The organism is bacterium (assembly GCA_012517375.1).
Taxonomy (GTDB): domain Bacteria; phylum Hydrothermota; class Tepidihabitantia; order B3-TA06; family B3-TA06; genus JAAYVC01.
This window is the reverse complement of record JAAYVC010000060.1, coordinates 1-24,569: the sequence shown is the minus strand read 5'-3', so window position 1 is coordinate 24,569 and position 24,569 is coordinate 1. Positions and strand designations below refer to the sequence as shown.

Sequence of the window (24,569 nt, the reverse complement as noted above, 5' to 3'; positions counted from 1 at the left end):
CATTGCCGTTCCAGCGCACGCTGTGAACGCCTGCTTCTACTTTGCCTTCCTGGAGCTTTGTGACCAGTCTGCCCGATATGTCGTATACCTTAAGACTCACGTTGGTGGCATAGGGTAGTGCGAAACGGATGGTTGCCTGGTTTAACTCGAAGGAAAGCGGTGTTTCGGGTATAGGGTTTTCAGAGATTCCTGCAACATTGCCGTCCGCATCCGTCTTCACGAGGTACACGTCGCAGCGCGCAAGCCCGAACGAGCGCGTTCTGCCCGCAATCATGAAGCCTGCGTCCACAGCCTGGCGCGCGCCGTATGCAAGGTCGGCGCCTTCGCCTCCGAACGTCCGCGTCCAGAGCGTATCGCCCAATGCATCTGTCCGTATAACGTAAAAATCCTCGTAGCCTGCGCCGTACGACATGGTGTAGCCCGATATTATGTAGCCTCCGTCAGTGCACCCCGCTACAGAGTAGCCCTCGTCCTTATCGGTTCCGCCGTAAGTCCGGGTCCAGAGCGTATCGCCCGAAGCGCCTATCTTTAGAAGCCATACATCTGCTTTGCCGCTGCCCTGCGACCACGTAGTACCCGTAATTGCGAAACTTCCGTCCGCGTTGGGCCAGATGCAGTAGCCAAATTCGTCCCACTCGCCGCCGTACTCCTTCTCCCATAGCACGGCGCCTGCTGAATCCACCTTCAGAAGATAGAGCTGGTTTTCGTTCGTATCCAATGGAACCCTTGATCCGGCGATAAGGAGCCCCTTGTCTGCGGTCTCGCATATTGCGTAGCCCAGGTCCTCCGTCGGGCCGCCGAAGGTCCGGGTCCAGAGCGTGTCGCCGTCAGGCTCAAACCTGAGAAGCCAGATATCGGTTCCGCCCGCCCCGTACGAGGCAGTGTTGCCTGCCGCGGCAAATCCTCCTGTGGAAAGCTCGCATACCGAGAAAAATGTATCGCTCGACGCTCCGCCGTATGAGCGCTCCCATTCCACTTCTCCGTCCTGATTGAACTTAACCACGTAGCCGTTGAGGTTAAGGGTATCGGTGCCCTCGGTGTAGCCTGCGCAGATGTAGCCCGTGTCCTGGCATGTCCTCACCGAGTAGAAGCGCTCGTCGTACTCTCCGCCCGGGTGTTTGGTCCACAGCGTGTCGCCCGAGAAGTCCACCCTTAAAAGGTATGCGTCCTCGTAGCTCCAGTCGCTGAACGACGTGCTTCTGCCTGCGCAGATGTAGCTTCCATCCTTTGCCAGGTCGAGCGAATAGACCCTGTCGCTTCCAATCATCCCGTACTGCCGTATCCAGGTTGTCTGGGAATAAAGGCTTCCTGCAGTCACCACAATGGCGCAAAGCGTCGCCATAATACTCTTCGTTTTGAGCATTGCTCCTCCTTAATGTTCAGACTAAGCCTTAGGGCTTCAGTCCGGTTGTTTTACGAACTTGAACTCGACCCTGCGGTTTTCGGCCCTGCCCTCCTCTGTCTCGTTAGTGGTCAGGGGCTTGGACTTTCCGTATCCCTTGGGAACAAGATTCTCCTCAGGACAGCCCTGGGCCGCGAGATAGGCCGCCACAGCCCTTGCTCGCTTAAGTGAAAGCTCCATATTGTAAGCATCCGAACCCACGTCGTCCGTGTGACCGGCAATCTCCACAACAAGCCCCTTATTCTCATCGAGAAGCTGGGCGAGTCTCTTAAGTTCAGGGTAGGACTCCGGCTTGAGCGTGTACTGGTCGAAGTCGAAGAATATGTTGTTTATTCGCACGGGGGTGCCGGCCTCCACCGCCTGCTTTATGGATACGAGGATAATATCCTCCTCAATCTCAACGGGCTCCACTGTATTGGAAAGGTCAATGCTCTTCGATATCGGGTAGTAGCCCTCCTTCTCCGCGTAGTAGCCGTAGTTGGCTCCAAGGGGCAGGGCTATAAAGTAGGCGCCGTCCTTCGGGTCGCTCTTGAGCTCGCCGGCGTTCCCGCCTGTGGCAAGGTTCTCCCACTTGATTGCCGCTTCGAGCAGCCTTCCTTTCTCGTCCTTAACCCTCCCCCTGAATGTGGCTACTGCTTTCGGTCTTGCTTGGCCCGGAAGCGTAATCGAATATATGTCGTAGGCGCCGTATCCGGCCTTCTCGCCGTATGCGGAAAAGTAGGCGCGCTCACCGGACGTCGAGATGTTGTAGCCTATGTCGTCGCCTGCGGTGTTCACCTCCTTTCCGAGGTTTCGAGGCTCGCTCCATAACGCCCACGAGGTGTCCGAGAGTCTTATTGACTTGAAGACGTCGAGCCTTCCCATGCCCGGATGCCCGTCCGAGGAGAAGTACAGCGTCTTACCGTCCGGATGCAGGAAAGGGGTGCGTTCGGCATAAGGTGTGTTAATAGCGCTACCTAAGTTTACTGGTTCGCCCCAGCCAGTGTCCTGCCAGGCGCAGACATATATGTCCGTATTTCCCCAGGTGTTGGCATGGAAGGGTTCGTCCTTCGGGTGGTAGGAGCCTTGGTTGCCTGGACGTTCCGATGTGAAGAAAAGCGCTTTTCCGTCAGCAGAGATGAAGGCGTCGGACTCGAAGTATACGGTGTTTATAGGTCTTTCGATGTGCCTGGGTGGGGCCCAGCCCGAGGCGGTCTTCTCGGAAAAAAAGATGTCGCCCCTGCCGGAGTTTCCAGGGTAGTTTCCGAATATAAAGAGCGTGGTTCCGTCGACCGATATCGATGTTGCAGATTCGTTGGACTCCGTGTTGATGCCTGAGCCGATGTTTTGTGCCTTGATCCATTCGCCGCGCTCGAGCCTGGAGACATAGATATCCTCCGCACCCCACGAATCCGTCCTCCCCTTGCCGGTAAAGTAAAGAAGTGTTCCGTCAGCCTGGGGAAGGGGCAGACCTTCAATCGCAGGAGAGTTGATTCCAGGGCCTAGGTTCGTGACCGTAACGCTCTCAGCGGGCGCCGAAAGTATGCTTTCTATCTCATCAAATCTGGCGTCATAACCTTTAAACATCGGCCTGTACCCCGCGTACACTTCAAGAGCCTTGTCCCATTCCTTCGAGCGGACGTAAGGCTCGGCCAGCCTCTGTACAGCAACGAATGCGTCCTCATCGGGCGCGCTTCTTTTGATGTATTTTTCAAGCGCCTCGCGTTCCTCGGTTGAAAGCTCAGTCTTTTTAAGAAGCTGGAATAGCGGGTATTGAGGACTGCATGCCGCTACAAAAGCGGTCGCAAATACAATCACGTGAAATCTTAAATACTTCATAATGACCCTAGATTTAAGTTTTTAATAAATAAAGATTAACCGTGTTTGAGCGTATGTCAAGCAGTAAAAAATCATATGCCCGATAAAAAATATAAGGGATTGACAGAATATTTTTTTCTGTTAGAATAGTTTTATCCAAGGAGGAGATATGCGTACAAGTTTTTTTCAGAAAAAGCATTGGAGATTTTGGAGATTATGGTTCATCATGCTGGGGGTTTTGAATTGTCCGTTTCTTCTGCTTGCCGATGAGACACGCGAGGAGCACGCGCAGGAGCTGGTCAAGCTGGCCGAGCAGCGACTTGCCGAGGGCAAGACCGAGATAGCCTTAGGTCTGGCTAACATCGTGATTGATAAGTATCCTGAGACCCGGGCCTGCACTAAAGCGAAAGAGATAAAACGGCTTGCCGGGGAAAAGGCTTCATCCAAAAGTACGACAAATGCAAAATCCATCGCAACAGGAGAGCCTGATCCCGCTAAAGCATGCTTATGGGGTTTCCTGCCCGGAGGCGGCCAGTTCTACATGGGCAATTACTTCCGCAAGGTCGGGAATACTCGAAGCGCAAATAGGGATTACTTTGTCGGAACCGGAATCGCTGTAAGCGTTCCAGGCTATGCCCTGCTCGGCGCCGTGGGAATAGCACAATCCAAGGACCCTTTCTTCGACGACAACTGCATTTACGATATTTACTCATGTCTTTTCGGCGACCAGTGTCTGCAAAGTTACCAAAAAGCGTGTCTTATTACCGGGGTCGTTTCCCTTATAGCCGTTCCGGTGCTTTGGGGTGGCGGGGCTTTCTCTGCATGGTCAGAGGCTAGGGTTGTCCGGTCAGGGGACACAATAAAAGTCAAGCTTCCGCGCAGTCTAGGTTTTTAACCGGTAGAGGCGGCTATTCCTTTTCTTCGGTTACGGAGCGTATTCTATAAAGCTCGTTGAGCGACTTCAGGTCTAGGCTTAAATCACCAGCTTCGTTGAACTTCTCCCTTATTGGGTCAAGAACCTCAGCAATCCGGCGATCGTTCCATTCGTATGCAAACCTAGACGCGTTAGCCATAGAGCCCGAATAGAAACGCTGCCAAAGAAAGGTGTAAGTAAGTATGGCATCCACATATCTCCCTGCAAGAATATTGGATATCACAAGATAAGTATCGCCAGCGTTAACGAGAAACGCCCACAATCCGAATAAGGGCTTTCCTGCATACACCTCACCCAAACCTGGCAAAAGGGACAGCCACCTCGCAGTTGCAGGATTCTTAAGCTTGAGTTGGGGGCTCTTTTTTGTAAGAACAGCTACCGATATCGCCAGCCCTTCGTCGCCAGCTTTTCCGAACTCCTGTGCGGCGCTGCCGAAGTCGTTGGCCTCGAGGTACGCCCAACCGCGCAGACGGTAGGCGGGCGCGCCAAGGGATGCACACGTTGCCGAATCTATCTCGAACGCTGCAAGATAGGGGTCCTCCTCCTCGATAAGAATCACGGCCCTTGCCATATTGACCACAGGGCCTTTCATCGAATATAGGATGGAGTCGGACTCCGCCGTCTCGCCGTTCCTGTACAACGCGAGCGCAAGCTTCAAGGCGGTCATCAGAGAATCATCGACGCCTTCAAAAACCTTAAAGCCGACGGGTAAGCCGCTCTTTACGAGCCCGCCTGCCGAATCCATATACAGATAGGACGCGACCCCCGAATAGTAAAGCGCACGCTTGTACTCGAGCGCTGCGGCATCATATTCCCCGTAGGCATACAGCGAGTCCGCGAGTGCTTCAATGCTTGCAACATCAGGAAAGGCTTGCTCATAAGTCCGGGGTTGAGTCAAAACCGTCAAGAGAAGGGCGGCAATGATAGAGGTCAAGGCTTTAATATCTCCGGTTCGAGGTCGAATCTCGAGAAAAGAATAGCAAGCTGCTCATCCTTCTTCCTCTTCTCGTAGTCGTTGTAGTCGAGCGCGGCGTTCGCGGCGCCGTAAATGTTTCCAAGCCAGAAAAGGCCTCCTAGCGATGCTGTTACGGCTATCTTAATCGTGTTGCCCAAGGTAGTATCTTGCGAAAAAAAGCCGTAGTATACGGACGCCGCGGCAAATATACCCGTGATGGACAGGGACTGCCATGCGTCCGCCCAGCGTCCGCAGTAAGCCTGGCCTGCGCCGGGCAGAAGGGTCGAAAAGCCTGCGGAAAGCCAAGGAGAGCGGCGCTTGGGCGTTGTCCCAAGAACGCTTATGACCTCGTCAACCAGTGGATCAGGCTCAAGGCTGGAAAGGATAGTTAATCCGGAATCGGGATGGCCGGAATAGATATCTGCAAAGGCTAGGTATATGCTGCTTTTTGCAGCCAGCTCGGACGCCTTGAGCCTTGGCGCGATTATCTTTACCGCAGGATAGCCCGAGTCCGCAAACTCGGCGCGCATATAGCCGTACTGGAAGTACTCCCAGCGCGTGGAGATGTTCTTTATCCCGAACTCGTATACGTTTGCGGCCCGTTTGTAGTCGCCCGATTTCAATAGCGCTTCGCCCGCTCGCAGTATTGCGTAGGGTGTCCACACCGTGTCGTCGGGATCAGCAAAGCCTATGCGCTCGTACTCGAGTGCGGCCCGTTTGTAGTCGCCGGTCGCGTAAAGGTGGTCGGCAAAGTCGATGGCAGTCTGCCCCAGAAGCAGAGTCAAAATAATCACTTATCCTCCGGGTTTCCATGCGCTCCATCCTCCCTTCTCGCCTCTAGTTCCTTGATCCTTGTAGGCAGGTGATGGTTCTTCGGCGGGTCATTGAGCTTTTCATCCCTGACGCCAGAGTAGTACTGGCCGAGGTAGGTCCATGCGCCCGTGTTGCAGCGCTCGAGCCTGTCGAATGTCATGAGCGTGCCCCAGAAGGGTCCGTATAACCTGTAGGACTGCCTTGAGAAGTTCGAGCATGATGGCGAGAAGTTGCATATCCCTCCTCCCTGCAGGGGGGAGATGAGCTTCTGATAAAAACCGAGCGCCAGGTCAGCGCCAAGCGTCAGCGGATTGGATGGTCTTGCTGCAATGACCGCCATTCCTCCTGCAATCATTAGAACTCCAAGCACTTTTCTCATGCGGATATAGTAAGTGAAGATGGGTGAAAGTCAAGGCAACTAATTAAAATCTCGGAGTTATCATTAATAATTATCGTATAAGGGTATTGACAAATGATTTTGAAAGCATATATTTTAATTTAGTCTTAAAAACTGGAGATAAAAATGGAAACTTTCATTATGCTTGTCTTTTTGAACACACAAATGGTGGAAGAACAAGCCAATCCTAAAAGGTTTGAGTTAGAATATACTCCGGGATTCTATTATCTGGGCCAGTATTCGAGCTTCGGCGACCCTGGACTTCCGCCGCTTTCCAGCACGTTCTATTTCTCGCATTCCTTAGAAGGAAGATCAGAAACAGCTAAGAAGGATTGGTGTAAAACCTTTCTGACCTTCGGCCTTGCCAATGCGATCATCCTGAAGGGCAGAGAGAACGTCGTTATTGAGGACAGCGGAGGGTATTGGCTTTCTTCGGGACGGATTACATCTCCGCGGAAGCTACTGTAGGATTTGAATGGAAGCTTGAAGGCGAATGCTGTTTCGGTACAAACAACTTCGTGGGAATCAAGGGCAACGCAGGCGTTATGTGGGCAAGGAATAATCTATACAGGAATCTAAGTGAAAGAAAAACCGCTGATGTTGCAAGCATCCTCGCGGGTATCGAAGGTTATATAGGGAAAAGCATCGCGATTCCGAATTCGCGCAATGACAACTTTGTAGAACTGAGACCTGCAATGTGCGTCGGCCTTGCAAAAGAATTATTACCATTGAGCATTCCGGCAGCTGCCGAATGGGATGTCCCAGGAATTCTTCCAAGGATCGGATTTGTTTTAGGATTAAACTTCGGACGAAAGGAGAAACCGGAAACTAGAAACTACAAATGAGGTGGTTTTGAGTGACGCCTGCGGAAAGTGTAAGTATTGCAAGGCGAGTGGGTTTAGTATTAAACAAGTAAAAAAGATAAGAAAAAATGAAAAAAGGTATTCACACAATTCTTGCGGCATTGACGCTCTTTTCGGGAGCGGCAGTAGGCCAGCCAGGACCTTATCCGGTGATATTTCTGCACGGAACAAAGAAAACACACAGCACGACCGAAGGCTGGACAACGTGGGACAGAACCGATGATTACTCGGCCATGGATGAGATTCTTCTGGAAAACGCGTGGGGATTCTCCGGAGCCCACCAGACAAACTGCGATAAAAACACCGTTCTGCAATCAGAATCAGATAAACGTGTAATCTACAACTTTGCCTTCTACAACCCTAATGCGAATAACCCAGGAACTATAGGAAGTGTTTACGGCAGATTCACCCCTACTTACGGTCCAGCAGCATCTCAATATGCCCAGAATTCAGACGCAACTACTGGAGCTTGACATCATTTCCTTTTTGCATTTAATTACATAAAATTCTGAAATAAGGAGGAAGGAATTGGGAATTTTCCTTGCATTAACTATCGTATCGATAAACCCGTCATCAGGAATTGGTTTAAACGCATCGCTTGGTTACGAGCCGGCACTGCTTGCAAGAGGCGAACCTTTATACTCGGCGCTTATTCCTTACGGGAATTACTACTTAAACAATAGCGGTTCAGCAAAGTTGGGAATTTCCTTTGCCGGGGTCTGGAGCGCAAGAGGCGTGTTCGGTGTCGCCGGCAGTTATTTCCTGCAGGGTCCGGCCGTTATCGATCTCGACGGCTGGTACTCATGCTACAGATACACCGACATTAAATCCATTGAGTTCAGCGCAGGCGCTGAGGCCGCTTATGCTCTGCGCTTCAGGCCCGGGAAAGGCGAGGTTTTTGCCGGTCTTGAGGCAGTATGGGGCAGATTCGACTGCTTAGGTCTTTATATGAACAACGACTCGCCGTACGACTACAGAACACTTTCTTATTTGTGCCGAGGTTCCGGAATTCAAGGCTGGCTTGGAATAAATTATCCTTTAGCCAGGCTTGGCCGGTTTGCACTGAACGTTTCGACCGTTTTTAAGGGTGGAGGGCTTCTATTAAGGCCCGATCCTATGACAGTCGATTACAGCTGGGTGAGGTATAATCGAAGGAACCCTCTTTCGCGATGGGGAGTTTCTGCAGGTCTCTCTCTCGCATACGATTCAAGGGTTTCCTTTGATACATCGCGTCTCTTCGATGCAAGACTCAGACCGAATCCGAAAAGAAGCTCATGCTGCTGCCTCTTCGCAGCCGCAGATGTGATAGGCACCCGATATTCGGGCGGGACCCTTGTACTAGGTAAGATTCTGCAGACCACATCGGCTGTGGTCATGGGACCTCTTACGGGTTCTCTTTTTGCCCTTTGGGGTGCTGCAATGAGTTACGATAATTCTTATGGATCGGAAGTTCATCCTCTCTCCTGGGGTTGTTATCTATGGGCTCCAGTCGGTTCGGTCCTTGGCACGATGTGGACGGGCAGGTACTTCAATCCGGGTGGCGACTGGAAATATACTATCCTCGGTGCATGCCTCGGTAATATCGCCAATCTCTTTCTGGCGGAAGGCTTCATCATCGCCACAGGAGGCTCGCCCTGGCGCTGGGGCCCTGACGGGAACCCATTCGACGCCGAGGGGCCGCCAGACGGCACTTACGAGGTGATGATTGCCGGCTCGCTCCTGCCTGCAGCCGGCGCTCTAATCGGTTACAACCTGAGCATCAAGCATTTACAGGACACGCTCGGATATAGACCTTCCTGGACCCAGTACGCGCTCGAGCAGTCTAAAAGGAACCGGCTCGATAAAAAGGCACTCATAGGTTTCGACCTCGTAAGCCTCGAGTTCTAAGGTTGGCGCGGTCTCCGGGATATTGACAACTCCACGCTTGTGAATAATGTATGGGTTATGAGAAGGCTAATCATATTTCATTTTTTATTCCTTTCAGTAATCCTCTTTTCTGATCTTACGTGCGAGGCGTTCGAGGAGATTCCCGGACAGCGGGTCCCTCTTGGGGACGTTTCTAAGGATTACTGGGTCGAGATGGCTTTGCCGCTTGAAGCCCCCCTGTTCCTGGATGCGTCAACGGAAATTGTTGTTGTCGCCTCGAACGATTCCATAGCAGCGAGCGGCGATGGAGGAGATTCTTGGAAACGCGGCGCTCTGGCAGGCATAAACGCTCTAATCGTAGATGCGCAAAATCAGAGCCGGATACTCGTACTTGCCGAAAAAGGATTATTCATCTCGCAGGACAAAGGCGCAAGCTTCACCGAGCACCAGACGCCCGAGACCTTCGTCGCGTTAGTACCTCATCCTTCGCTTCCCTCTCATCTTCTTGCGATCTCGGATACCGCATTCTGGCGGTCTGAAGATAACGGGATTTCGTGGCAGAAGATATATACGCCTCCTGAAAGCCCGAAGCTTTCGCATCTAGTCGTCGACTTGGATGACACATCATACGTCTACATTATCGATGCCGGAGGCTTAAGGATATCGTCTGACGGCGGAAAAAAGTGGAACTCAAAGAACTACTTCGAAGGCGACAGCGTAACGCACCTTAAAACGTCTGATGAGGGTCTCTACATCGGTACGGGCGGATTCATACGCTTCTCGGCCGAGCACGGCGACACCTCATCCTGGCTTACTTATGCGCCCTATTTCTCAGAGGCGCCGGAGCTTGCTGACTTCCTCCCTATAGACGGGCAAACCATAATCTATGCTTGTTTTAACCAGGAACCAGGGGAGTACCAGACCTACATTACAAAGGACCTCAACGTTCACTGGGTCAACGCATCGGCAGGGCTCCTGGGCAGGCACGGCAGGCTTAAGCTCGCAAGGTCAGGCGGCACATACTATGCACTGGTTGCGTCCGGAGAATCGGCTTTTCTTTATAAATTCAACGATACGGAGCTTCTGCCATGACACTAATATCATCCATCCTTAAACTGTCTTTGGGGCTCGGACTCGGCGGAACGCTTCCCTTTCCGAACGACCTTGCGAGGCATGTGCAGTATCTGGACTCCTCCCTTGAGCTGAGAGGCTGGGAGGGCGCCATCTCCAGCCCCTTGCCTGTTGTTCCGCAGGCTGAGCTCTGGCTGCGGTTCGGTCCTGTAAGAGGCGCTGTTTCTTTCTCCGCGAACTTCGCTCAGGGCGGGCTTACTCATCCCCTCTACGGCAACGCCGGCTACTCCTATACTGAAAGCGAGCTTGCGGCTACAGTCGAACTCATCCGAAACTTCGGCCCGATTCATGCATTTGTGGGACCTTCATTCGCATGGTCAAGACTCAGCGTCAACAATCAGGGCGATGCAAGCGCTTTTACGGGAACCTTCGACGGTCTAGGCTTTGGAGCTGAAGCCGGAATAGGCATACTGATTCCAGTCGGCAGGAAGCTTGATCTCGGCGCCGAGTTCTACGGTCGATATCAGCCGGGAGCGCTTACTGATATCTGGTTCGATCCCGAAGAGGGCATGCTCTACGAGTCACCCGGACCACAGCCCGGCGACCGCAGGGGCGGATTCTCTACCACAGGAGTAGGCTTAAGAATCATTGGAGGTTTGAATATTTAGACGTTACACCAGGCGTTTTCATTGACAAATATCCTAAATGAGTTAGGATTACGTTTGAGGAGTGCTTTTAAAGATTAAAAAAAGGAGTAACCATGAGAAAGCACAGGCATATTGCTTATGTTGCGATAGCGGTAGCTTTCGCATTACTGCAGTGCACGCCGCCGACAGAGATCGCTACTATACAGGTTTCACCGACACCGGTTTCCGTAGCTATAGGCGGAACCCAGCAACTCACTGCGAAAGCTTTTGACGCCAACAGCGCCGAGGTTTCAAACGTTACATTCACCTGGACGTCTTCCAACACGGCTGTGGCTACTGTCAACTCTACAGGACTTGTTACCGGTGTTTCTGCAGGGACTGCTAATATTACTGCTGAAGCCGAAGGAAAACAGGGCATCGCGACCGTCACCGTCCGCTCCGGAGCCGCCATTTACAGAATAGAGATTACACCGTCGACCGCGACCGTATCGGTCAATGGAACCAAACAATTCACGGCAAAAGCTCTCGATGCCTCTGACAATGAGATAACAGGCATTCCCTTCGCGTGGAGTTCTTCGGATACTCTTGTAGCAAAGGTAAACGCTTCCGGTCTGGCGACCGGACTCGGTCAGGGCTCTGCAAGCATAATCGCAGCCGCAGAGGGTAAGGCCGACACAGCCACGCTCGTTGTTGGCGGCGGACCTACCTACCACAATCAGACAATCTCATCCAACGAGGTATGGGAACCCGTAGGCAACCCGCACATAATCCAGGCAGATATTTCCGTTCAGGATAACGCCACACTCACCATAAAACCGGGCTGCATAGTCAAGTTCGAGGCAGGCAACGAACTTTACTGCGGATATAACGGCGCAGGAGCCATTATTGCAGAAGGAACTGCGGATTCGACTATAACCTTCACCTCTAACGTACCATCCCCTACTCCAGGAGACTGGAAATCCATAGGCATATACGATAAATCGATGTCTACGACAAGCTTCAAGTACTGCATTATTGAATACGGCGGCATGAACGCGCAGGACGGAGAAGTCGTAGTCAACGACTTCGGTGTAAAATTCAGCAACTGCACAGTCCGCAAAAGCGCTAGCTACGGCGTTAAATTGAACGACAACGGATACTTCAAAACGTTCGAAAACAACACGTTCACTGAATGCGCGAATTTCCCCTTGAATATCTTTGTAGAGCAGGTCCGCACCATCGGGACGGGAAACACGTTCACAGGCAACACAAAGAACTCAATCCTCGTCAGAGGAGGGACCCTTGCTTCCACTTGCACGTGGGCGAATCTCGGGGTCCCTTACGAAATAGATAACGACGTCTCTATAGGAGACGACACCAACACTCCGACCTTAACAATCGGTCCCGGCACGACGATAAAATTACAATCCGGCGTGGAATTCTACGTGGGTTACTACGGTCCTGGTGGTCTGATTGCTGACGGCACCGCAGGCTGGATTACCTTCACAAGCTCTGTCTCCTCGCAGTCCAAGGGTGACTGGAAAAAAATCTCCTTCTACGAACATTCCATTGATGCCCAATGCAAGCTCAAGAACTGCAAGATTGAATACGCAGGCTACGATGAGGACGGCAACGTGTACATCCAGGATGCCATGCCTGAGATTACGGGCGACTCAATAGGTCACGGCAAGGGCTACGGCATATACGTCGCAGGCTCGGAGTACCCGGATACTACCACACTGCGCATCTCTAACGCCTTCTACGACAACACGCTCGGCGAAGTAGGTCCTTAATTGTATTCAAGATTATAAAAAGGGGCCCCAGGCCCCTTTTTTTCCATATTGACATAGGGTCGGTCTCACATATAATAGTTCCATGCGGCATGAATCAATCACCACTTTAAAAAGAGAAGGACGCATGAGAACGTGCGTCCGAATGTGCCGTTAGAGAATCCCCTTAAAAACTGGACACAATATCAATGGACAGGGTTATCTTCGAAATTATTACGCCGCCAGAAACATGGGCTCCGCAAAAGGTAGATGAATGGGCTCAGAGGATATGCGATATACTCAAAAGGCACTCGCTTCGATATCTCAACATACCCGAGGTCGTAAACGAGACAAGGGACGGCGACCGCAGGGTGCGCTACATCCCGAAGATGGACAACGTATCGTTCGCTAAAGTCCTCGCAAGAACGTGTCCGGGTGCGGTTCCGGTGCTCAACAAGATCTCGGTGCGCATACCGCGGCCCGAGTTCGAAGCCTGGGTGCAGAAGGTTTACGAGCAGGGTGTGCGCCATTTCGTTATCGTCGGCGGCGAGCTGCCCGACTACCCGTATCCGGGGTACACGGTTTCGGAGGCCGCGTCCTTAATCAAGAGGAGCTTTAAGGACGCAAAGGTCGGGGGCATAACAATATTCACACGGCCCCATGAGGCGGAAAGGATAGCGGCAAAGATAGAGGCGGGAATGGACTTCTTCGTCTCCCAGATAATTTTCGAAACCGCCAACCTCAAGCACGTGCTCATCGAGCTCGATAAGATTCTGCCTCAATCTTCTCTAGACGCGCAAGCCCGCTTTCCGGATATCTACGTTTCTCTTGCGCCTGCGGCAAGGATACGAGACATCGAATTCATGATGTGGCTCGGGGTCGAGATACCTTCCGCAATACTTGCATACCTCGCAAAGGACGACGAGGAGGTCGAGGAGCGCACTTTCGAGATAAACATGCGCGTGCAGGAGGAGATTTTTGAATTCATCAGCAAGAAAGGCTACAGGCTCGGATTCAACGTCGAACACGTTATATATACGAACCTCGGACTTTCGGAAAGACTCGTAGACGAAATAACAGAAAGGATGGGTAGATGAACATACTTCTATGGGGCCAGTACCCACGGTCAGAAAGACTCGTCCAGGCGACAAGGGACTTTGACCGTAAACGCATTACTCAGGAAGAACTCCGCAACGCTCAAAATGAGGACTCGAAAACGCTCATGATGCTACAGGAGGATTTTCCATACGCATCGACAGGCCTCTTCGGCTGGCAGGATCTTCTCAGACCGTTTGCCGATATTGTTCCTTCGCTCAAGGTGACGGGTCTCAAGCGCTTCTTCGAGACCAATACGTTCTGGAAGGTTCTGGAGCCCGTAACTCACCCCCCCTCATCAACGCCTCTCTCCCTCCCCGCCTCATCGACCGACGAAGGAAAATTGGACGAGTGGATAAAGCGGTATTTTTTTTCAGACGACACGTATCCGGCGGATGCACCGCTCGTCTTCACGCTCCCGTTCATCTATCTCTTTAAGGAATACACGCGTAACGTCGACTACAAAACCGTAATCGAGATCCTCCAGACCGTATTACGGGCGCTCGCAGACCTTCCGAACAAGATGCTTGTCTTTGCCGAACCGAGCCTGGGCTGGCGTCCTCTCACAAACGAAGAAAAGAAGCTTGGTCTGGAGTTCCTCGAGAAAATTAAATCCTTTTTCGACAATCCAGTGATAATCAACACCTACTTTTTCGACATAGAAAAGGAGAAGGACTTCCTCTACTCTCTCCCAGTCGACGGCATAGGCATAGACTTCTACGCCAACTCCATCGAGAACGTTCTCCGTGATTTTCCTCAAAACAAGATGCTTCTGGCAGGAGCGCTTGCTTCTGACTCGACCCGCATCGAGGAAAAAGAAAAGCTTGCCGGTTTCTTCAACTCGCTCGAGAAGTTCGTGGAGCGCTCCCTTATCTGGGGCGCGAGCGCAGGGCCTGCTGAGCTCCTGCCCAGGGTTGTCGCCGATAACAAAATCAGGAATTTGAAGGAGGTCTTGAAATGAAACCGCTGCTCACTCACGAAGTAGGCTCCATGGCGAAGCCCTCCTGGAGGGTCAAGCCTTTCCGTAAGATTCCGCTCACCGACGCAGACCTCGATGAGGCTCGAGACTGGGGCAAGCGTCTCGATATTGAAGAAATCCCTCTGCTCCTAGAACTCCTCTCAAAACGTACTGACTTCTCTCTGGAAGCAAAACAAAAAATACTCTGGTTCTCCACCCTGTACGGGATACGTCTTCAGGAGAAGGCCGGGCTAGATATCGTATGGGACGGCGAAGAGCAGCGCGTTGAGATGTACGAACACCCGGTAAAACGCATGTCGGGATTCGAGTTCGGAGGCCATGTTCGCAGCTTCGATAACAAGTATTACCGTAAAGCATCGTGCGTCGGCATCCCGGCACTCAAGGAAGACCTCCATACAGATGAGTACCGCCAAATTGCAGGAATCGCGAGGCGCGATGTCAAGGTCCCGGTAACAGGCGCCTACACCATCGTCGACTGGTCATTCGATGAACAGTACGTAAAAGACCTCATTCCGGGCGTCTCAAATATCCATGAACTTCGAAAAAAAGCTCGCTCGGAGTTTCTGACAGACGTGGCGAAAAGAACCATATACCCAACCCTCAAGTCGCTTCATGAGGCCGGAGCACGCTACCTCCAGATTGACGAACCCGCCGCAACCACGAAACGCGACGAAATCCCAGAGTTCGTTGAATCTGTATCCACAAGCATCGGCGACCTTCGGGGAAAGGCGTTCTTCACTATACACATCTGCTTCTCCAACTACCATCTGCTTTTCCCGAAGATGACCGAGCTCGAGGGCGTGCTTGATGAGGTGCACCTGGAATACGCCAATCGAGACTCCGAGGAGCTCGGGACAACATCGTCAAAGCGTTTCGGCTACGAGATACTCACGGATCTCAAAAAAACATCCTTCGTCGTGGGGCTTGGGGTCATTCACATCCATACCGACTTCATTGAACCTCCGGAACTCGTGCGCGACAGGATTCTTTATGCCGTAGATGTAATCGGCGACCCCGGCCGCATCATGGTTTCGCCCGACTGCGGTCTCCGCACACGTACATGGGAAGTCACCTTTGCCAAGCTTCGCAACATGGTTGAAGGTGTAGAACTCGCAAAGCGTCAACTCGGCATATAGCCTTGCGGGGTCCTCAAACAGTTACGCAGAAACTGCTTGAGTTGAAAGCAACTTAGTCGAAGGCGTAGGGTTAGCAAAACAGGAACGTTGGTTATCCCAAGGATGCTGATGACAAATCGAGTCTTCTAAGAATTGCGATCTTTTTGGCGTTAGCCAAAAAGGAGCATCAGATTATTCACAGTTCCTGAATTTACCCCAAATCTCCTCGGACCGGGTCTCGGCCTCCTCTTTGCCGTAGGCTTCATCGAGTCTTTTAGCGAGTTCTTCCTTAACGGTGACTGCATATCTGGACGAAGCCTCCAGTGCGCCCGCCATCGCGCGCTCGAACGCCTCAGGACCCTCGGGATAGTCCTTTGAGTCCTTGGCGTGCTCCCTGTGGCTGTAGCGATAGCGGTCCGCGCGATCGCCGAAAGGGGATGAAACAATCATCGCGGATTCCGGGAAGTCGTACTTCAAACCCACCACAGACTCTACGAACTGCTTCTGGTCCGCATCGGTCATGTCGCAGTAGTTGGAGTGGGCGAAAACATCCTGTATGGTATGCAGAGAACGGCCGAAAGCTTTTAACGAGCGTTTGTAGTCGCCCGCAAGCATGTATTTCATGATGCGTTCTCTCTCCCTTTCGAGGTACGGGATGCTCCTTTTGTACGCCTTCTCCATCCGTTCGTTGGGCAGACGGTCGAAGTGGCGCTTGAGATGAATCTGGCGAATAAACACGTCCTGGCTGACGTTCGCCTTCTCGACGATGAAACGAGCATGCGCAGAAAACCCCAAATCCGTGAGGGCCTTGTCCGTTATATCTCCGTGCTCGCCGAATCCTGTGGAAAGACCTTTTGAATTGAAAGCCGAAAGAGAAAGAGGCAATACGATGACCGTAATCGCCGCGAGGTTCTTTACACTTATTTTCATCTTCTCCTCCATGATTGATTTACAGAGTAATTATAATCGTTTAAGGGACAAATCAACGTTTGTTCCCCCGAACAAGCATGAAGGCTTGACAACCTCAATGTTAAAGCTAAACTATTCATATCCTTATTAAGGAGGTCTTTATGTTGAAAAAAGGTTGGATGGTTCTCTGCGCAGCGGCGGTTATTGTTATAATCGCTTTGTCCGCGTGCGAACCCGCCGTTCCCGACTGGGAACAAAGAGATTCCTACATAATGGTTACAGATACTTCGTCGAACATCTTCATCATCGATGATGCTGGCGACCTTATAGCTACGGTTTTGCCTCTAAAGGACAGCATGACGGGCATCCGTATTCCCTGTTTTGTTGATGCAAGCAAAGGTATCGCCTTCCTCTCGCAGGAAAAGCCGGACTACCCCTTCACCCTTTATGTCACGGACAGAAGCGCAAAAAAACTCACGCACTTTGACGGTCTCGTACCCTTCCACATGGACGGTTCTCCTGCCGAGCCTTACCTCATCTATACAACGAGCGCTTCCTCGAGCAGAATATGGATAATGAGAACGGACGACCCCGATGCCGAATCTAACTACCTCTTCTCAGGCCTTAAAGCCTACTGCAAAGCCATCGACGACAGCGTTACCATAAAGGAAGTATACAGGCCGGGCTTTTCGCCCGACGGCGATAAGGTCGCGTTTGTTACGCTCGGCAAGTACACGACGGTCGATAACGAGGGAAAGATAATCTCCCTTGTACGGACCGACATAGGCGTCGCCGATACCGGCGGCTCGGGCTACTATCTTGCCACGGGCGGCTTGAAGGACGAGGAATCCCTGCCTTTGTTCTCGCAGTGGCTTGATGTCTGCTGGTCTTACGACGGCAGGTGGATATTCGCGGTAAAGGGAAACGCATCCATTGAAGAGGTATATGCGTTCGACACCCAAACCGATTCGCTGTATTTTGTCGACGCGGAGTATCTCGGGAGCTACTATTATTTCTGCCCCTCTCCCCTTGATAGTACAATAGCGCTCGGAACAAACGTGACGCGTCATGCCGATGTCTACATGACCTACTTCACGAATGACCACGCTCTTGCTTATTCCGTATCTTCCCGGCTCTCGAACAAAGGCTATTACTTTCAGCCCGACTGGGCGCCCGGAGGCGAGTGAGCGCACGATACAGTGTCATTAAGTCAATAAGCCCGCAATCCAATCTTGACGGGCAGAGTACTTGCTAGGCGGAAGATATCAGCGTCATAGTTGTACTCCTTTTAACAGCAGTCGGCTCCTGGAACCCAGAGGCGCAGGCGGACTTTCTTTTGACAAAGGCCTTGTCTGCAGAAAACCAGCCTTATGATACAAGGCTCGGTTTTGACAACGCCAATAATATCTGGCTCGTGTATATCTCAAAGCAAAGCATTTATTCCTGTCACATAGACCCCCAAGGCGATGCGCAAATACAAGACCTGAACACTTATACATTGAAAGAATGGGGTACTGTCAATATAAGCAGTCACTTCCTCGTTGTTGACAGGTGGAACAACGCTTATTTCACGTTTAATACCTCTCTCTACGAGGATGTAACTAGTATACCGCCAAGCCGGCAACACCTTGTCAGGGTTACCCCTGAAGGTTCGGTAAAGGATTTCTTCCCCTGGCCGGAGCTTTCGCCTTATACTAACCCTTATCTAGAAGTACTTCACGGGGACACACTTTATATGCTTGGAGAATATAAGCTTACATTCAACTGTGTGCAGGTAAGGATGCATCTTACAAAAACCGGCGCGGAACCCGTAGAGGAAATCATTCGAGGTTACGCCGCGCTGCCTTACTCGCTAACACAACTCACTAAAGACAATACTGCCTTGGTGCAATGGGACAAAGGATGGTCGCTTGGAGTTTCCCAAGGTTCCAACCCCACAACAAACGAAGAGCTTGAAGGAATCTGGATCGGCAGGCAGCAATTAATATATCATGACGACTCAATGCATACAAGGGTAGGTGGTTATCCCTGGCGCGACTACGTCTGGAGGACCTATCGTAATACGTGGGTACCGGCAATATCCCTTGCTCATTACAAAAATGAGGGTTTCGTGCTCGTTCTTCCTGATCCCAAGGACCCTTCAACGGCGCATATGCTGAGGCTCAATCCTTCAGGTGAACCGATTAGTCCTTCAGAGCTTGATGATGGAGGAAATCGCATCCCGAAACACCTTGAAAAGCTTCCGCCAGAATTCAAAAAGTACGCTGACTTGAACTGGAAACTAGTTTTCAATGAAAACATAGGTCGCTACGTAAACGATTCTGCAAGGGTATGCTTTTGGGGCCTGGATACGGAAGGCAACCTTTACGCGTACTCGAAAGTCAGAACGTATTAAGGAGGATTGATTATCAATCTCATTTTCATAACCGCAATGCTTTTGAGCGCCTCCGCTCACCATGCTGAGGAGCCTGAAGACCTAAGGTCACGCGCAATAGCGCTCCTCGAAGCCGAGATGTACTCCGACGGCCAGTATTCGGCCGAAGCGGCGTTCGCGCTCATGGCATACGAACCCGAAAAAGCCTCGAAAGAGCTCCTGAAGATGCTCGAACAGGGCGAGGGCGGCGCGCAGTTTATGGACGCTGCAGCCGATTCGCTCGCTTCCCGCCTGGATAAAAAAATGGCTAGATACGCGCATAGGGCGTTGAACCAGAAGCCGCCTCCACGCTGGGCGGTCCGGCTCGCAAGCTACACTCCGGAGAAGAAGGATTTGCCTGCGCTCGAACGTTTCTTTACTGCAGACTACGTTGACCCGGGGACCATATCGCTCCTTACCGCTTACTCTAAGGACGCAGTGCCCCTGCTCGGGCGCATCCTTCACCGGTCGGCAACGGAGTCATGCCAGGCTGCGCTTGTACTTTCCTTTCTCGGCGACACCTCACATTTCGGCGAAATGGAGCTTTACGGAAAGGAGAATCTCTGCCTTGCATGGAACCTTGCCCAGCTCGACAAGGAGCGCGGAAGGCCGCTCATGTTAAGCCAGCTCGAGTCCTCAGACCAGGCGACAAGGCGCATGGCCGTATACGCTATGGGCGTTCTGGCCGACTCTGCGTACCTTGCCGAACTGCGGAATCTTCTTTCAGACCCTGACAGCGTTGTTGCGTTGAATGCCGCATTCTCGCTCGGATTTTATTCAGACACATCGGGCGCAGCGCTTCTTCGCGAAGCGGCGCAAGATTCAACTTCCTACGGCAGGAACACGGACAGACTGTTTGCCCGTATGCCTTCGGCTCTTGTCGAGCCTGTTTTTCATAAACTCCTAGAAAAGAATCAGGGACTTGCCACTGCAAGGGCGGCTGCAGCTGTCGCAACCATAAAGGATTCATCGTCAATCCCTTTACTCAAATCGCTCCTCGCCGATACATCCGTTGCCATACAAAGGACTTCTATCGAAGCCCTTGGCGCGCTCAAGGACAGGAGCTCGCTCGACGGAATAAGATCTTTTCTTTACTCCGAGGATCCCGTTCTCAAGACTTCAGCAATGTCAGCGCTCGCAGCGCTCGGCGACAGTTCATCCGTCTCCGTACTCAATCTCATGCTCTTCTGGGAGCCTGGCGCATACGGCGAGAACATTTGGATTCGCGTGCCGATAGTGGACGCACTCGCAAAGATAGGCGATACGGCCTGCGTTCCTGCGCTGGCAGTGCTTCTCGGGAAGGGGGACCCCTATCTTGACATCAGGATACTAAACTTCTTTGCAAAAAAAGCGTCGTTTGAATATCTTTCATATGTGGAGCCGCGGCTCGACGACATCTTCCCGCCTGTACGCATAAAGGCGGCAGGCGCTGTACTGGCAATTCTAGGGCGATAAACTGTTCTTCTCCCGCCAAAACGGTCATACTGCTTCGCGACATAGGATTACCTTGATCCTTAAGACTCTTTAGATAATCGATGATACAGATAAAAAAGAGAACCGCGGGCTTATGCTCTAAAATCTACTCTAGCAGGATCAATCCCGTACAGCCTGCGAGACCGCGTTCTTTATGGCGTTCGAGGTGACGGTCGCGCCTGTTACACCGTCCACGCCGAGAACTTCTTTCGACGAGGAGAGCCCCGTGAATCTGGAGAGGAACGATTCCTCAAGGCACCTGGTGCCGTAGCCCTCGGTCTCGGGAAAATCAAGCGCCGAGATCTCAACTTTTGCAATCCTTCCATCGGGAAATAGCTTGACGACGACGGTGAACTCGCCGCCAAACCCTGATGCTCTGACCGCCTGAGATATGATTTCAGGCATGGGTTTGACCCCGGCTGTATCTCGAAGTGTATCCCTAGAGGAGGACGAAGTATCCCTTGCGGATTGAGTCAGTCAAGAATCGCTCGTATCCGCCGCAGTGCTGAGTGTATCTTCTACAGCATCCGGATTTTCAAAAAGATAAGGAAGATACTTCTCAAGTCCCAGTCGAACTCCTGATGTGGCGGCATTGGAGGAGATGGTAGCCGCAGTAATGCCCTGAACTTTTCCTCCATCCTTTGTCAGAAAGACATCATCGCGCTTTAACCCTTTGAACTGGTTTATGAACCAGTCCTCGAGCACGCGTGTTCCAAGCCCCGGGGTCTCTTTGAGGCCCTCGGACGCGGACGCTATGCGGATTGCGGCTATAGAGGAATCTTTGTTAACGCCTACCATAGTCTCCACCGGTCCGCCGTAGCCTCTTTGCGCCGCAGTGAACACGAGACCCATCCTCTGTCCGCTCTTGTCGTATGCGATGTATATCACGGACGTATCCGCGTCCAGGATGACGGTATCGGGCTTGAACTCCTTTGCAGCAGGCATTATAGACTTCAATGCATCCTGCCGTGCCGCTTCCTTTTGACCAGCAATAGTTGGCGCGGTGAAGGAAAAAACCACGCCGAGCAGGGCTGCGGCCGCGAGCGAGGTAGCGACTAGGACTATAGACATCTTTACTTCTAACTTCATTTTTCCACCTTTCTCTTGCGCTGCTCCCCAAGGATGCGGGGCCTGGTGAAGCGGTCTATGAGAGGGGTTGCGACGTTCATGAGGAGTATGGAGTAGCTGACCCCCTCGGGGTAGCCGCCCCATAATCTTATGAGCATGGTGATTACTCCGCATCCAACGCCGAATATCCACTGACCGGCAGGAGATACGGGCGTCGTGGAGTAGTCGGTAGCCATGAATAGCGCACCCAGCATAAGTCCGCCCGCGAACAGGTGATAGATAGGCGTTACGGGCGTTGCGCCAAAAAGGTAGGCCAGGAAGGAAAATGCAGCCGTTGTTGCGATGTAGGCGAGCGGTATTCGCCAGTCTATCACGCGGATGACCATCAAAATGAGGGCGGGTATGAGAATCAGGATAACGGAAGTTTCGCCTATTACGCCGCCTATGTTTCCCCAGAAAAGGCTCTTAATCACAGCGGGATCGTTGAGCGCGTGCTTGGTTCCGGAGATGAGCGCGGGGTCGGTGGCGATCTTTAATTTCTGCAGAACCCCGAGCGGCGTTGCACCCGTAAGCGCGTCGACGCCATGCATGGTTGTCGGAGCTGACTTTGCAGCGTCAATAACGTTCGTCCACATGCTTTGTGGTATGCCTGAAACGGTTCCTATGCCCTTGCGTATCAGCCAGCCGGAAGTCATCAGGGTGGGCCATGAGGCCATGAGGAACGCCCGGCCTGCGAGCGCCGGATTGAGAAAATTATGGCCGAGCCCGCCGAAGAACGCCTTAGCGACGATTATTGCGAACGCCGAGCCTGCCGCGACCATCCACCACGGGGCGGAGGGCGGAACATTGTATGCAAGAAGCATGCCGGTGATGATTGCCGAACCGTCAAGACAGTCTGCAAGCGGACGCTTGAACGCGAGGTTCATGAGAAATTCGGAACCGACTGCGGTCGTGACGGATACAAGCACTAGGAAAAGCGGCCAGAACCCGTAGAAGTATACGGCTCCTGCAAGCGCAGGCGTAAGCGCGAAGACGACAAGATACATGATGGTGCGGACATTGAAGGGCGCCTTGAAATGGGGGGAAGGGGTAACAGTAAACTTAGGCGAGCCTTGAGGCGAGGCGACAGGTGTAGATGAGGTGTTTTCTGCCATTATTTCTTCTCCTTTTTGCGGCTGCGTTCGGCGAATATCTGGTTCTTTCCGTACTTTATCCACTGCACGAGCCTGCGCCCTGATGGGCAGATGAACGCGCACGAACCGCACTCAATGCAGTCAAGTATTCCCCATTCTTCAGCCTGTTCGAGTTTCTCGTACTCGCCCATGCGCGCTATCTCGCAAGGCAGCAACTTCATCGGGCAGACGCCCACGCACTTTCCGCACCGCAGGCAGTTGGACTCCTTATGCGTCCTGAAAAGGATGTGTTTATCATTAAGGAAAAGAAGGCCGGATGTGCCTTTAATGACTGGTACATCAACGCTTGACTGCGCAATTCCCATCATTGGTCCGCCCGAGATGAACTTTGCCGCGTCAGGCTTCAGGCCGCCGCAGTACGCGATTACGTCTGAGGCAAGAGTGCCTATGCGGACGAGAAGGTTTTTAGGCTCCGTAATTGACGGGCCCGTTACCGTGACGACGCGTTCATAAAGGGGCTTGTCCACGCTTACCGCTTCCCAAACCGCGTAGGCGGTTCCAGAGTTCTGCACAACGACTCCTACCATGAAGGGCAGGCCTCCGCGGGGAACGTTGCGCTTGAGAATCGCCGAGATTAGCTGTTTCTCCGCTCCCTGAGGATACTTTGTTTTTACGGTAACTACATTGGCTCCGGGCCACACCCGTGCAGCAGCCTCGCGCATCTTCCGGGTCGCGTTCGGCTTGTTGTGCTCTATGGCGATGTACGCCTTATCCAAGCCTAAGACCCTCGCGATAATCTTTGCTCCCTTGATAATCTCTTCAGACTTTTCCTGCATTAACCTGTCGTCTGCTGTAAGAAAAGGTTCGCACTCCGCACCGTTGATGATGAGCGCATCTATCTTTGCATCCTTCGGCGGAGTAATCTTGACCGATGTAGGAAACGCCGCGCCTCCAAGCCCTACGATTCCGGCGTTGCGGATTATCTCGCGTATCCGGTCAGGGCTTAGTTTTTCTGTCTCGGCTTCGCTGCGGGGCTTAATCGCTTGGTCTTTTTCATCCGTACCGTCGGATTCGATCGTTATTGCCACAGCCGGTACGGGCAGGACAGGATGCGGCCACGGACCTATCTCCTTTACTCTTCCTGCGATAGAGGAGTGCAGTGGTACGGAGATCATGCCTACCGCCTCGGCAAGAACCGTTCCTACCTTGACCGTATCGCCCACAGCCACGCAAGGTTTGGACGGCGCGCCGGTGTGCTGTGATAGTGGAAGCACAACCTTTTGCGGAGGCGGCATCTTTTCAATCGCCCTCTCTTCTGCAAGTTCTTTAAATTCGGGCGGATGTATTCCGCCCTGGAAGGTAATCATAGTGCCAGCTCCTTATTAAAAGCCTCGGGATTGGACAAACGTCTGAGAATTATAGGCTAAGGGTTTTGGTTGTCAACATTTAAGAGCTGTTTTCCCAAAAGGATCGCGCCGATCTTACGAACGGAACGCGCTCCTTTGGGAATTCCGAATCAGCGCTACTGGAAATACTCCGTATTTTCCCGGCGTCCCCGGCAGTCAGGATTAAAGACTCGTTATGGTTATGGTCAAATACTCCCCAAAAGTAGCGGCTGGAAGCCTACAGCTTCGGCAGAATCGATTCCAGACCCGGGGTCCCCGAGAAATTGCGAAGCGATTTCTTGGGGTGGGAAAGATGGTCAAAAGGTGGTCAGAAGGTGGTCAGAAGCTGGACAAAATTTCTGTGATGGTTAGTCAGGATTCGAGAAATGGAGTCCCGTTTGATGAAAAGCGTCACGAACTCCAACGTCATTGCGAGGAGAAACGCCGAAGGCGTTAGGACGCGGCAATCTCATAGCAGTATCTTGATTTTACGGCGCAGAGCCGTT

General features: G+C 52.2%; 24 protein-coding genes. 14 read left to right on the top strand and 10 right to left on the bottom strand.

The window, feature by feature from the left end; translation table 11 throughout:
• On the bottom strand, window positions 1-1,363 hold a 1,363-nt coding region (locus GX441_06820), incomplete at its 3' end, for a hypothetical protein (protein NLI98356.1).
• Between the two features lie 36 nt (window positions 1,364-1,399).
• A complete protein-coding gene (locus tag GX441_06815; protein ID NLI98355.1) occupies window positions 1,400-3,220 on the bottom strand; it encodes an OmpA family protein in 1,821 nt (606 codons plus the stop codon).
• A gap of 148 nt (window positions 3,221-3,368) precedes the next feature.
• Between GX441_06815 and GX441_06810 the strand changes: the two genes are divergently transcribed.
• Window positions 3,369-4,094: a hypothetical protein gene (locus tag GX441_06810; GenBank protein ID NLI98354.1), complete on the top strand. Its 726-nt coding sequence runs from the start codon at window positions 3,369-3,371 to the stop codon at window positions 4,092-4,094.
• 13 nt (window positions 4,095-4,107) lie between these two features.
• Here the strand turns inward: GX441_06810 and GX441_06805 are convergent, their stop codons facing one another.
• From GX441_06805 to GX441_06795, 3 genes are read right to left on the bottom strand one after another with little or no spacing between them, the layout of a single operon-like run.
• On the bottom strand, window positions 4,108-5,031 hold the full coding sequence (locus GX441_06805) for a hypothetical protein (GenBank protein NLI98353.1): 924 nt from the start codon (window positions 5,029-5,031) through the stop codon (window positions 4,108-4,110).
• 32 nt (window positions 5,032-5,063) lie between these two features.
• On the bottom strand, window positions 5,064-5,882 hold the full coding sequence (locus tag GX441_06800; protein NLI98352.1) for a hypothetical protein: 819 nt from the start codon (window positions 5,880-5,882) through the stop codon (window positions 5,064-5,066).
• Window positions 5,879-6,241 carry a membrane protein insertion efficiency factor YidD gene (locus tag GX441_06795; protein ID NLI98351.1) on the bottom strand — a complete coding sequence of 121 codons (363 nt, stop codon included), beginning with the start codon at window positions 6,239-6,241 and terminating at the stop codon, window positions 5,879-5,881. The genes GX441_06800 and GX441_06795 overlap by 4 nt, the downstream gene beginning before the upstream one ends.
• 183 nt (window positions 6,242-6,424) lie before the next feature.
• Between GX441_06795 and GX441_06790 the strand changes: the two genes are divergently transcribed.
• The 10 genes from GX441_06790 (at window position 6,425) to GX441_06745 (ending at window position 15,703) form a co-directional block, all read left to right on the top strand.
• On the top strand, window positions 6,425-6,766 hold the full coding sequence (locus GX441_06790; protein ID NLI98350.1) for a hypothetical protein: 342 nt from the start codon (window positions 6,425-6,427) through the stop codon (window positions 6,764-6,766).
• Window positions 6,721-7,143: a hypothetical protein gene (locus tag GX441_06785; protein ID NLI98349.1), complete on the top strand. Its 423-nt coding sequence runs from the start codon at window positions 6,721-6,723 to the stop codon at window positions 7,141-7,143. The genes GX441_06790 and GX441_06785 overlap by 46 nt, the downstream gene beginning before the upstream one ends.
• A gap of 86 nt (window positions 7,144-7,229) precedes the next feature.
• On the top strand, window positions 7,230-7,634 hold the full coding sequence (locus GX441_06780) for a hypothetical protein (protein ID NLI98348.1): 405 nt from the start codon (window positions 7,230-7,232) through the stop codon (window positions 7,632-7,634).
• A gap of 55 nt (window positions 7,635-7,689) precedes the next feature.
• The gene (locus tag GX441_06775; GenBank protein NLI98347.1) at window positions 7,690-9,048 is read left to right on the top strand and encodes a hypothetical protein; all 1,359 of its coding nucleotides are present in this window, start codon (window positions 7,690-7,692) and stop codon (window positions 9,046-9,048) included.
• A gap of 57 nt (window positions 9,049-9,105) precedes the next feature.
• Window positions 9,106-10,119 (top strand): hypothetical protein, encoded by a 1,014-nt coding sequence (locus GX441_06770; GenBank protein ID NLI98346.1) that lies wholly within the window; start codon window positions 9,106-9,108, stop codon window positions 10,117-10,119.
• Entirely contained in the window at window positions 10,116-10,766 is a 651-nt protein-coding gene (locus GX441_06765; protein NLI98345.1) for a hypothetical protein, read from the top strand. Before GX441_06770 ends, GX441_06765 begins: the two co-directional genes overlap by 4 nt.
• 92 nt (window positions 10,767-10,858) lie before the next feature.
• Window positions 10,859-12,517, top strand: coding sequence for a hypothetical protein (locus GX441_06760; protein ID NLI98344.1), 1,659 nt, complete (start codon window positions 10,859-10,861; stop codon window positions 12,515-12,517).
• A gap of 185 nt (window positions 12,518-12,702) precedes the next feature.
• Window positions 12,703-13,590 (top strand): hypothetical protein, encoded by an 888-nt coding sequence (locus GX441_06755; protein ID NLI98343.1) that lies wholly within the window; start codon window positions 12,703-12,705, stop codon window positions 13,588-13,590.
• Complete coding sequence (locus tag GX441_06750) at window positions 13,587-14,549, top strand: hypothetical protein (protein ID NLI98342.1); 963 nt, start codon at window positions 13,587-13,589, stop codon at window positions 14,547-14,549. Before GX441_06755 ends, GX441_06750 begins: the two co-directional genes overlap by 4 nt.
• Entirely contained in the window at window positions 14,546-15,703 is a 1,158-nt protein-coding gene (locus GX441_06745) for a hypothetical protein (protein NLI98341.1), read from the top strand. The genes GX441_06750 and GX441_06745 overlap by 4 nt, the downstream gene beginning before the upstream one ends.
• A 171-nt stretch (window positions 15,704-15,874) precedes the next feature.
• Here the strand turns inward: GX441_06745 and GX441_06740 are convergent, their stop codons facing one another.
• Window positions 15,875-16,612, bottom strand: a complete 738-nt coding sequence (locus GX441_06740; protein NLI98340.1) for a hypothetical protein — start codon at window positions 16,610-16,612, stop codon at window positions 15,875-15,877.
• A gap of 140 nt (window positions 16,613-16,752) precedes the next feature.
• On the opposite strand from GX441_06740, the gene GX441_06735 reads away from it, so the two are divergent.
• The 3 genes from GX441_06735 to GX441_06725 all read left to right on the top strand — a co-directional run bounded on the left by GX441_06735 (window position 16,753) and on the right by GX441_06725 (window position 20,459).
• Entirely contained in the window at window positions 16,753-17,778 is a 1,026-nt protein-coding gene (locus GX441_06735) for a hypothetical protein (GenBank protein NLI98339.1), read from the top strand.
• Window positions 17,779-17,927: 149 nt separating this feature from the next.
• Window positions 17,928-18,986, top strand: a complete 1,059-nt coding sequence (locus tag GX441_06730; protein NLI98338.1) for a hypothetical protein — start codon at window positions 17,928-17,930, stop codon at window positions 18,984-18,986.
• Window positions 18,987-18,992: 6 nt separating this feature from the next.
• Window positions 18,993-20,459, top strand: a complete 1,467-nt coding sequence (locus GX441_06725) for a HEAT repeat domain-containing protein (protein NLI98337.1) — start codon at window positions 18,993-18,995, stop codon at window positions 20,457-20,459.
• 138 nt (window positions 20,460-20,597) lie between these two features.
• Here the strand turns inward: GX441_06725 and GX441_06720 are convergent, their stop codons facing one another.
• From GX441_06720 to rsxC, 4 genes are all read right to left on the bottom strand, one after another.
• Entirely contained in the window at window positions 20,598-20,882 is a 285-nt protein-coding gene (locus tag GX441_06720) for an FMN-binding protein (GenBank protein NLI98336.1), read from the bottom strand.
• A gap of 72 nt (window positions 20,883-20,954) precedes the next feature.
• A complete protein-coding gene (locus GX441_06715; protein NLI98335.1) occupies window positions 20,955-21,566 on the bottom strand; it encodes an FMN-binding protein in 612 nt (203 codons plus the stop codon).
• A complete protein-coding gene (locus GX441_06710; protein NLI98334.1) occupies window positions 21,563-22,699 on the bottom strand; it encodes an RnfABCDGE type electron transport complex subunit D in 1,137 nt (378 codons plus the stop codon). The genes GX441_06715 and GX441_06710 overlap by 4 nt, the downstream gene beginning before the upstream one ends.
• Window positions 22,699-24,045 (bottom strand): electron transport complex subunit RsxC, encoded by a 1,347-nt coding sequence (rsxC, locus tag GX441_06705; GenBank protein NLI98333.1) that lies wholly within the window; start codon window positions 24,043-24,045, stop codon window positions 22,699-22,701. The genes GX441_06710 and rsxC overlap by 1 nt, the downstream gene beginning before the upstream one ends.
• Between the last annotated feature and the right edge of the window lie 524 nt (window positions 24,046-24,569).

What these genes read in the sequence shown, in the direction of transcription:
- GX441_06815 (NLI98355.1), bottom strand. Translation starts at nt 3,220, where the DNA reads ATGAAGTATTTAAGATTTCACGTGATTGTATTTGCGACCGCTTTTGTA.
- GX441_06810 (NLI98354.1), top strand. Translation starts at nt 3,369, where the DNA reads ATGCGTACAAGTTTTTTTCAGAAAAAGCATTGGAGATTTTGGAGATTA.
- GX441_06795 (NLI98351.1), bottom strand. Translation starts at nt 6,241, where the DNA reads ATGGCGGTCATTGCAGCAAGACCATCCAATCCGCTGACGCTTGGCGCT.
- GX441_06790 (NLI98350.1), top strand. Translation starts at nt 6,425, where the DNA reads ATGGAAACTTTCATTATGCTTGTCTTTTTGAACACACAAATGGTGGAA.
- GX441_06780 (NLI98348.1), top strand. Translation starts at nt 7,230, where the DNA reads ATGAAAAAAGGTATTCACACAATTCTTGCGGCATTGACGCTCTTTTCG.
- GX441_06770 (NLI98346.1), top strand. Translation starts at nt 9,106, where the DNA reads ATGAGAAGGCTAATCATATTTCATTTTTTATTCCTTTCAGTAATCCTC.
- GX441_06765 (NLI98345.1), top strand. Translation starts at nt 10,116, where the DNA reads ATGACACTAATATCATCCATCCTTAAACTGTCTTTGGGGCTCGGACTC.
- GX441_06760 (NLI98344.1), top strand. Translation starts at nt 10,859, where the DNA reads ATGAGAAAGCACAGGCATATTGCTTATGTTGCGATAGCGGTAGCTTTC.
- GX441_06755 (NLI98343.1), top strand. Translation starts at nt 12,703, where the DNA reads ATGGACAGGGTTATCTTCGAAATTATTACGCCGCCAGAAACATGGGCT.
- GX441_06750 (NLI98342.1), top strand. Translation starts at nt 13,587, where the DNA reads ATGAACATACTTCTATGGGGCCAGTACCCACGGTCAGAAAGACTCGTC.
- GX441_06745 (NLI98341.1), top strand. Translation starts at nt 14,546, where the DNA reads ATGAAACCGCTGCTCACTCACGAAGTAGGCTCCATGGCGAAGCCCTCC.
- GX441_06740 (NLI98340.1), bottom strand. Translation starts at nt 16,612, where the DNA reads ATGAAAATAAGTGTAAAGAACCTCGCGGCGATTACGGTCATCGTATTG.
- GX441_06735 (NLI98339.1), top strand. Translation starts at nt 16,753, where the DNA reads ATGTTGAAAAAAGGTTGGATGGTTCTCTGCGCAGCGGCGGTTATTGTT.
- GX441_06720 (NLI98336.1), bottom strand. Translation starts at nt 20,882, where the DNA reads ATGCCTGAAATCATATCTCAGGCGGTCAGAGCATCAGGGTTTGGCGGC.
- GX441_06715 (NLI98335.1), bottom strand. Translation starts at nt 21,566, where the DNA reads ATGAAGTTAGAAGTAAAGATGTCTATAGTCCTAGTCGCTACCTCGCTC.
- GX441_06710 (NLI98334.1), bottom strand. Translation starts at nt 22,699, where the DNA reads ATGGCAGAAAACACCTCATCTACACCTGTCGCCTCGCCTCAAGGCTCG.
- rsxC (NLI98333.1), bottom strand. Translation starts at nt 24,045, where the DNA reads ATGATTACCTTCCAGGGCGGAATACATCCGCCCGAATTTAAAGAACTT.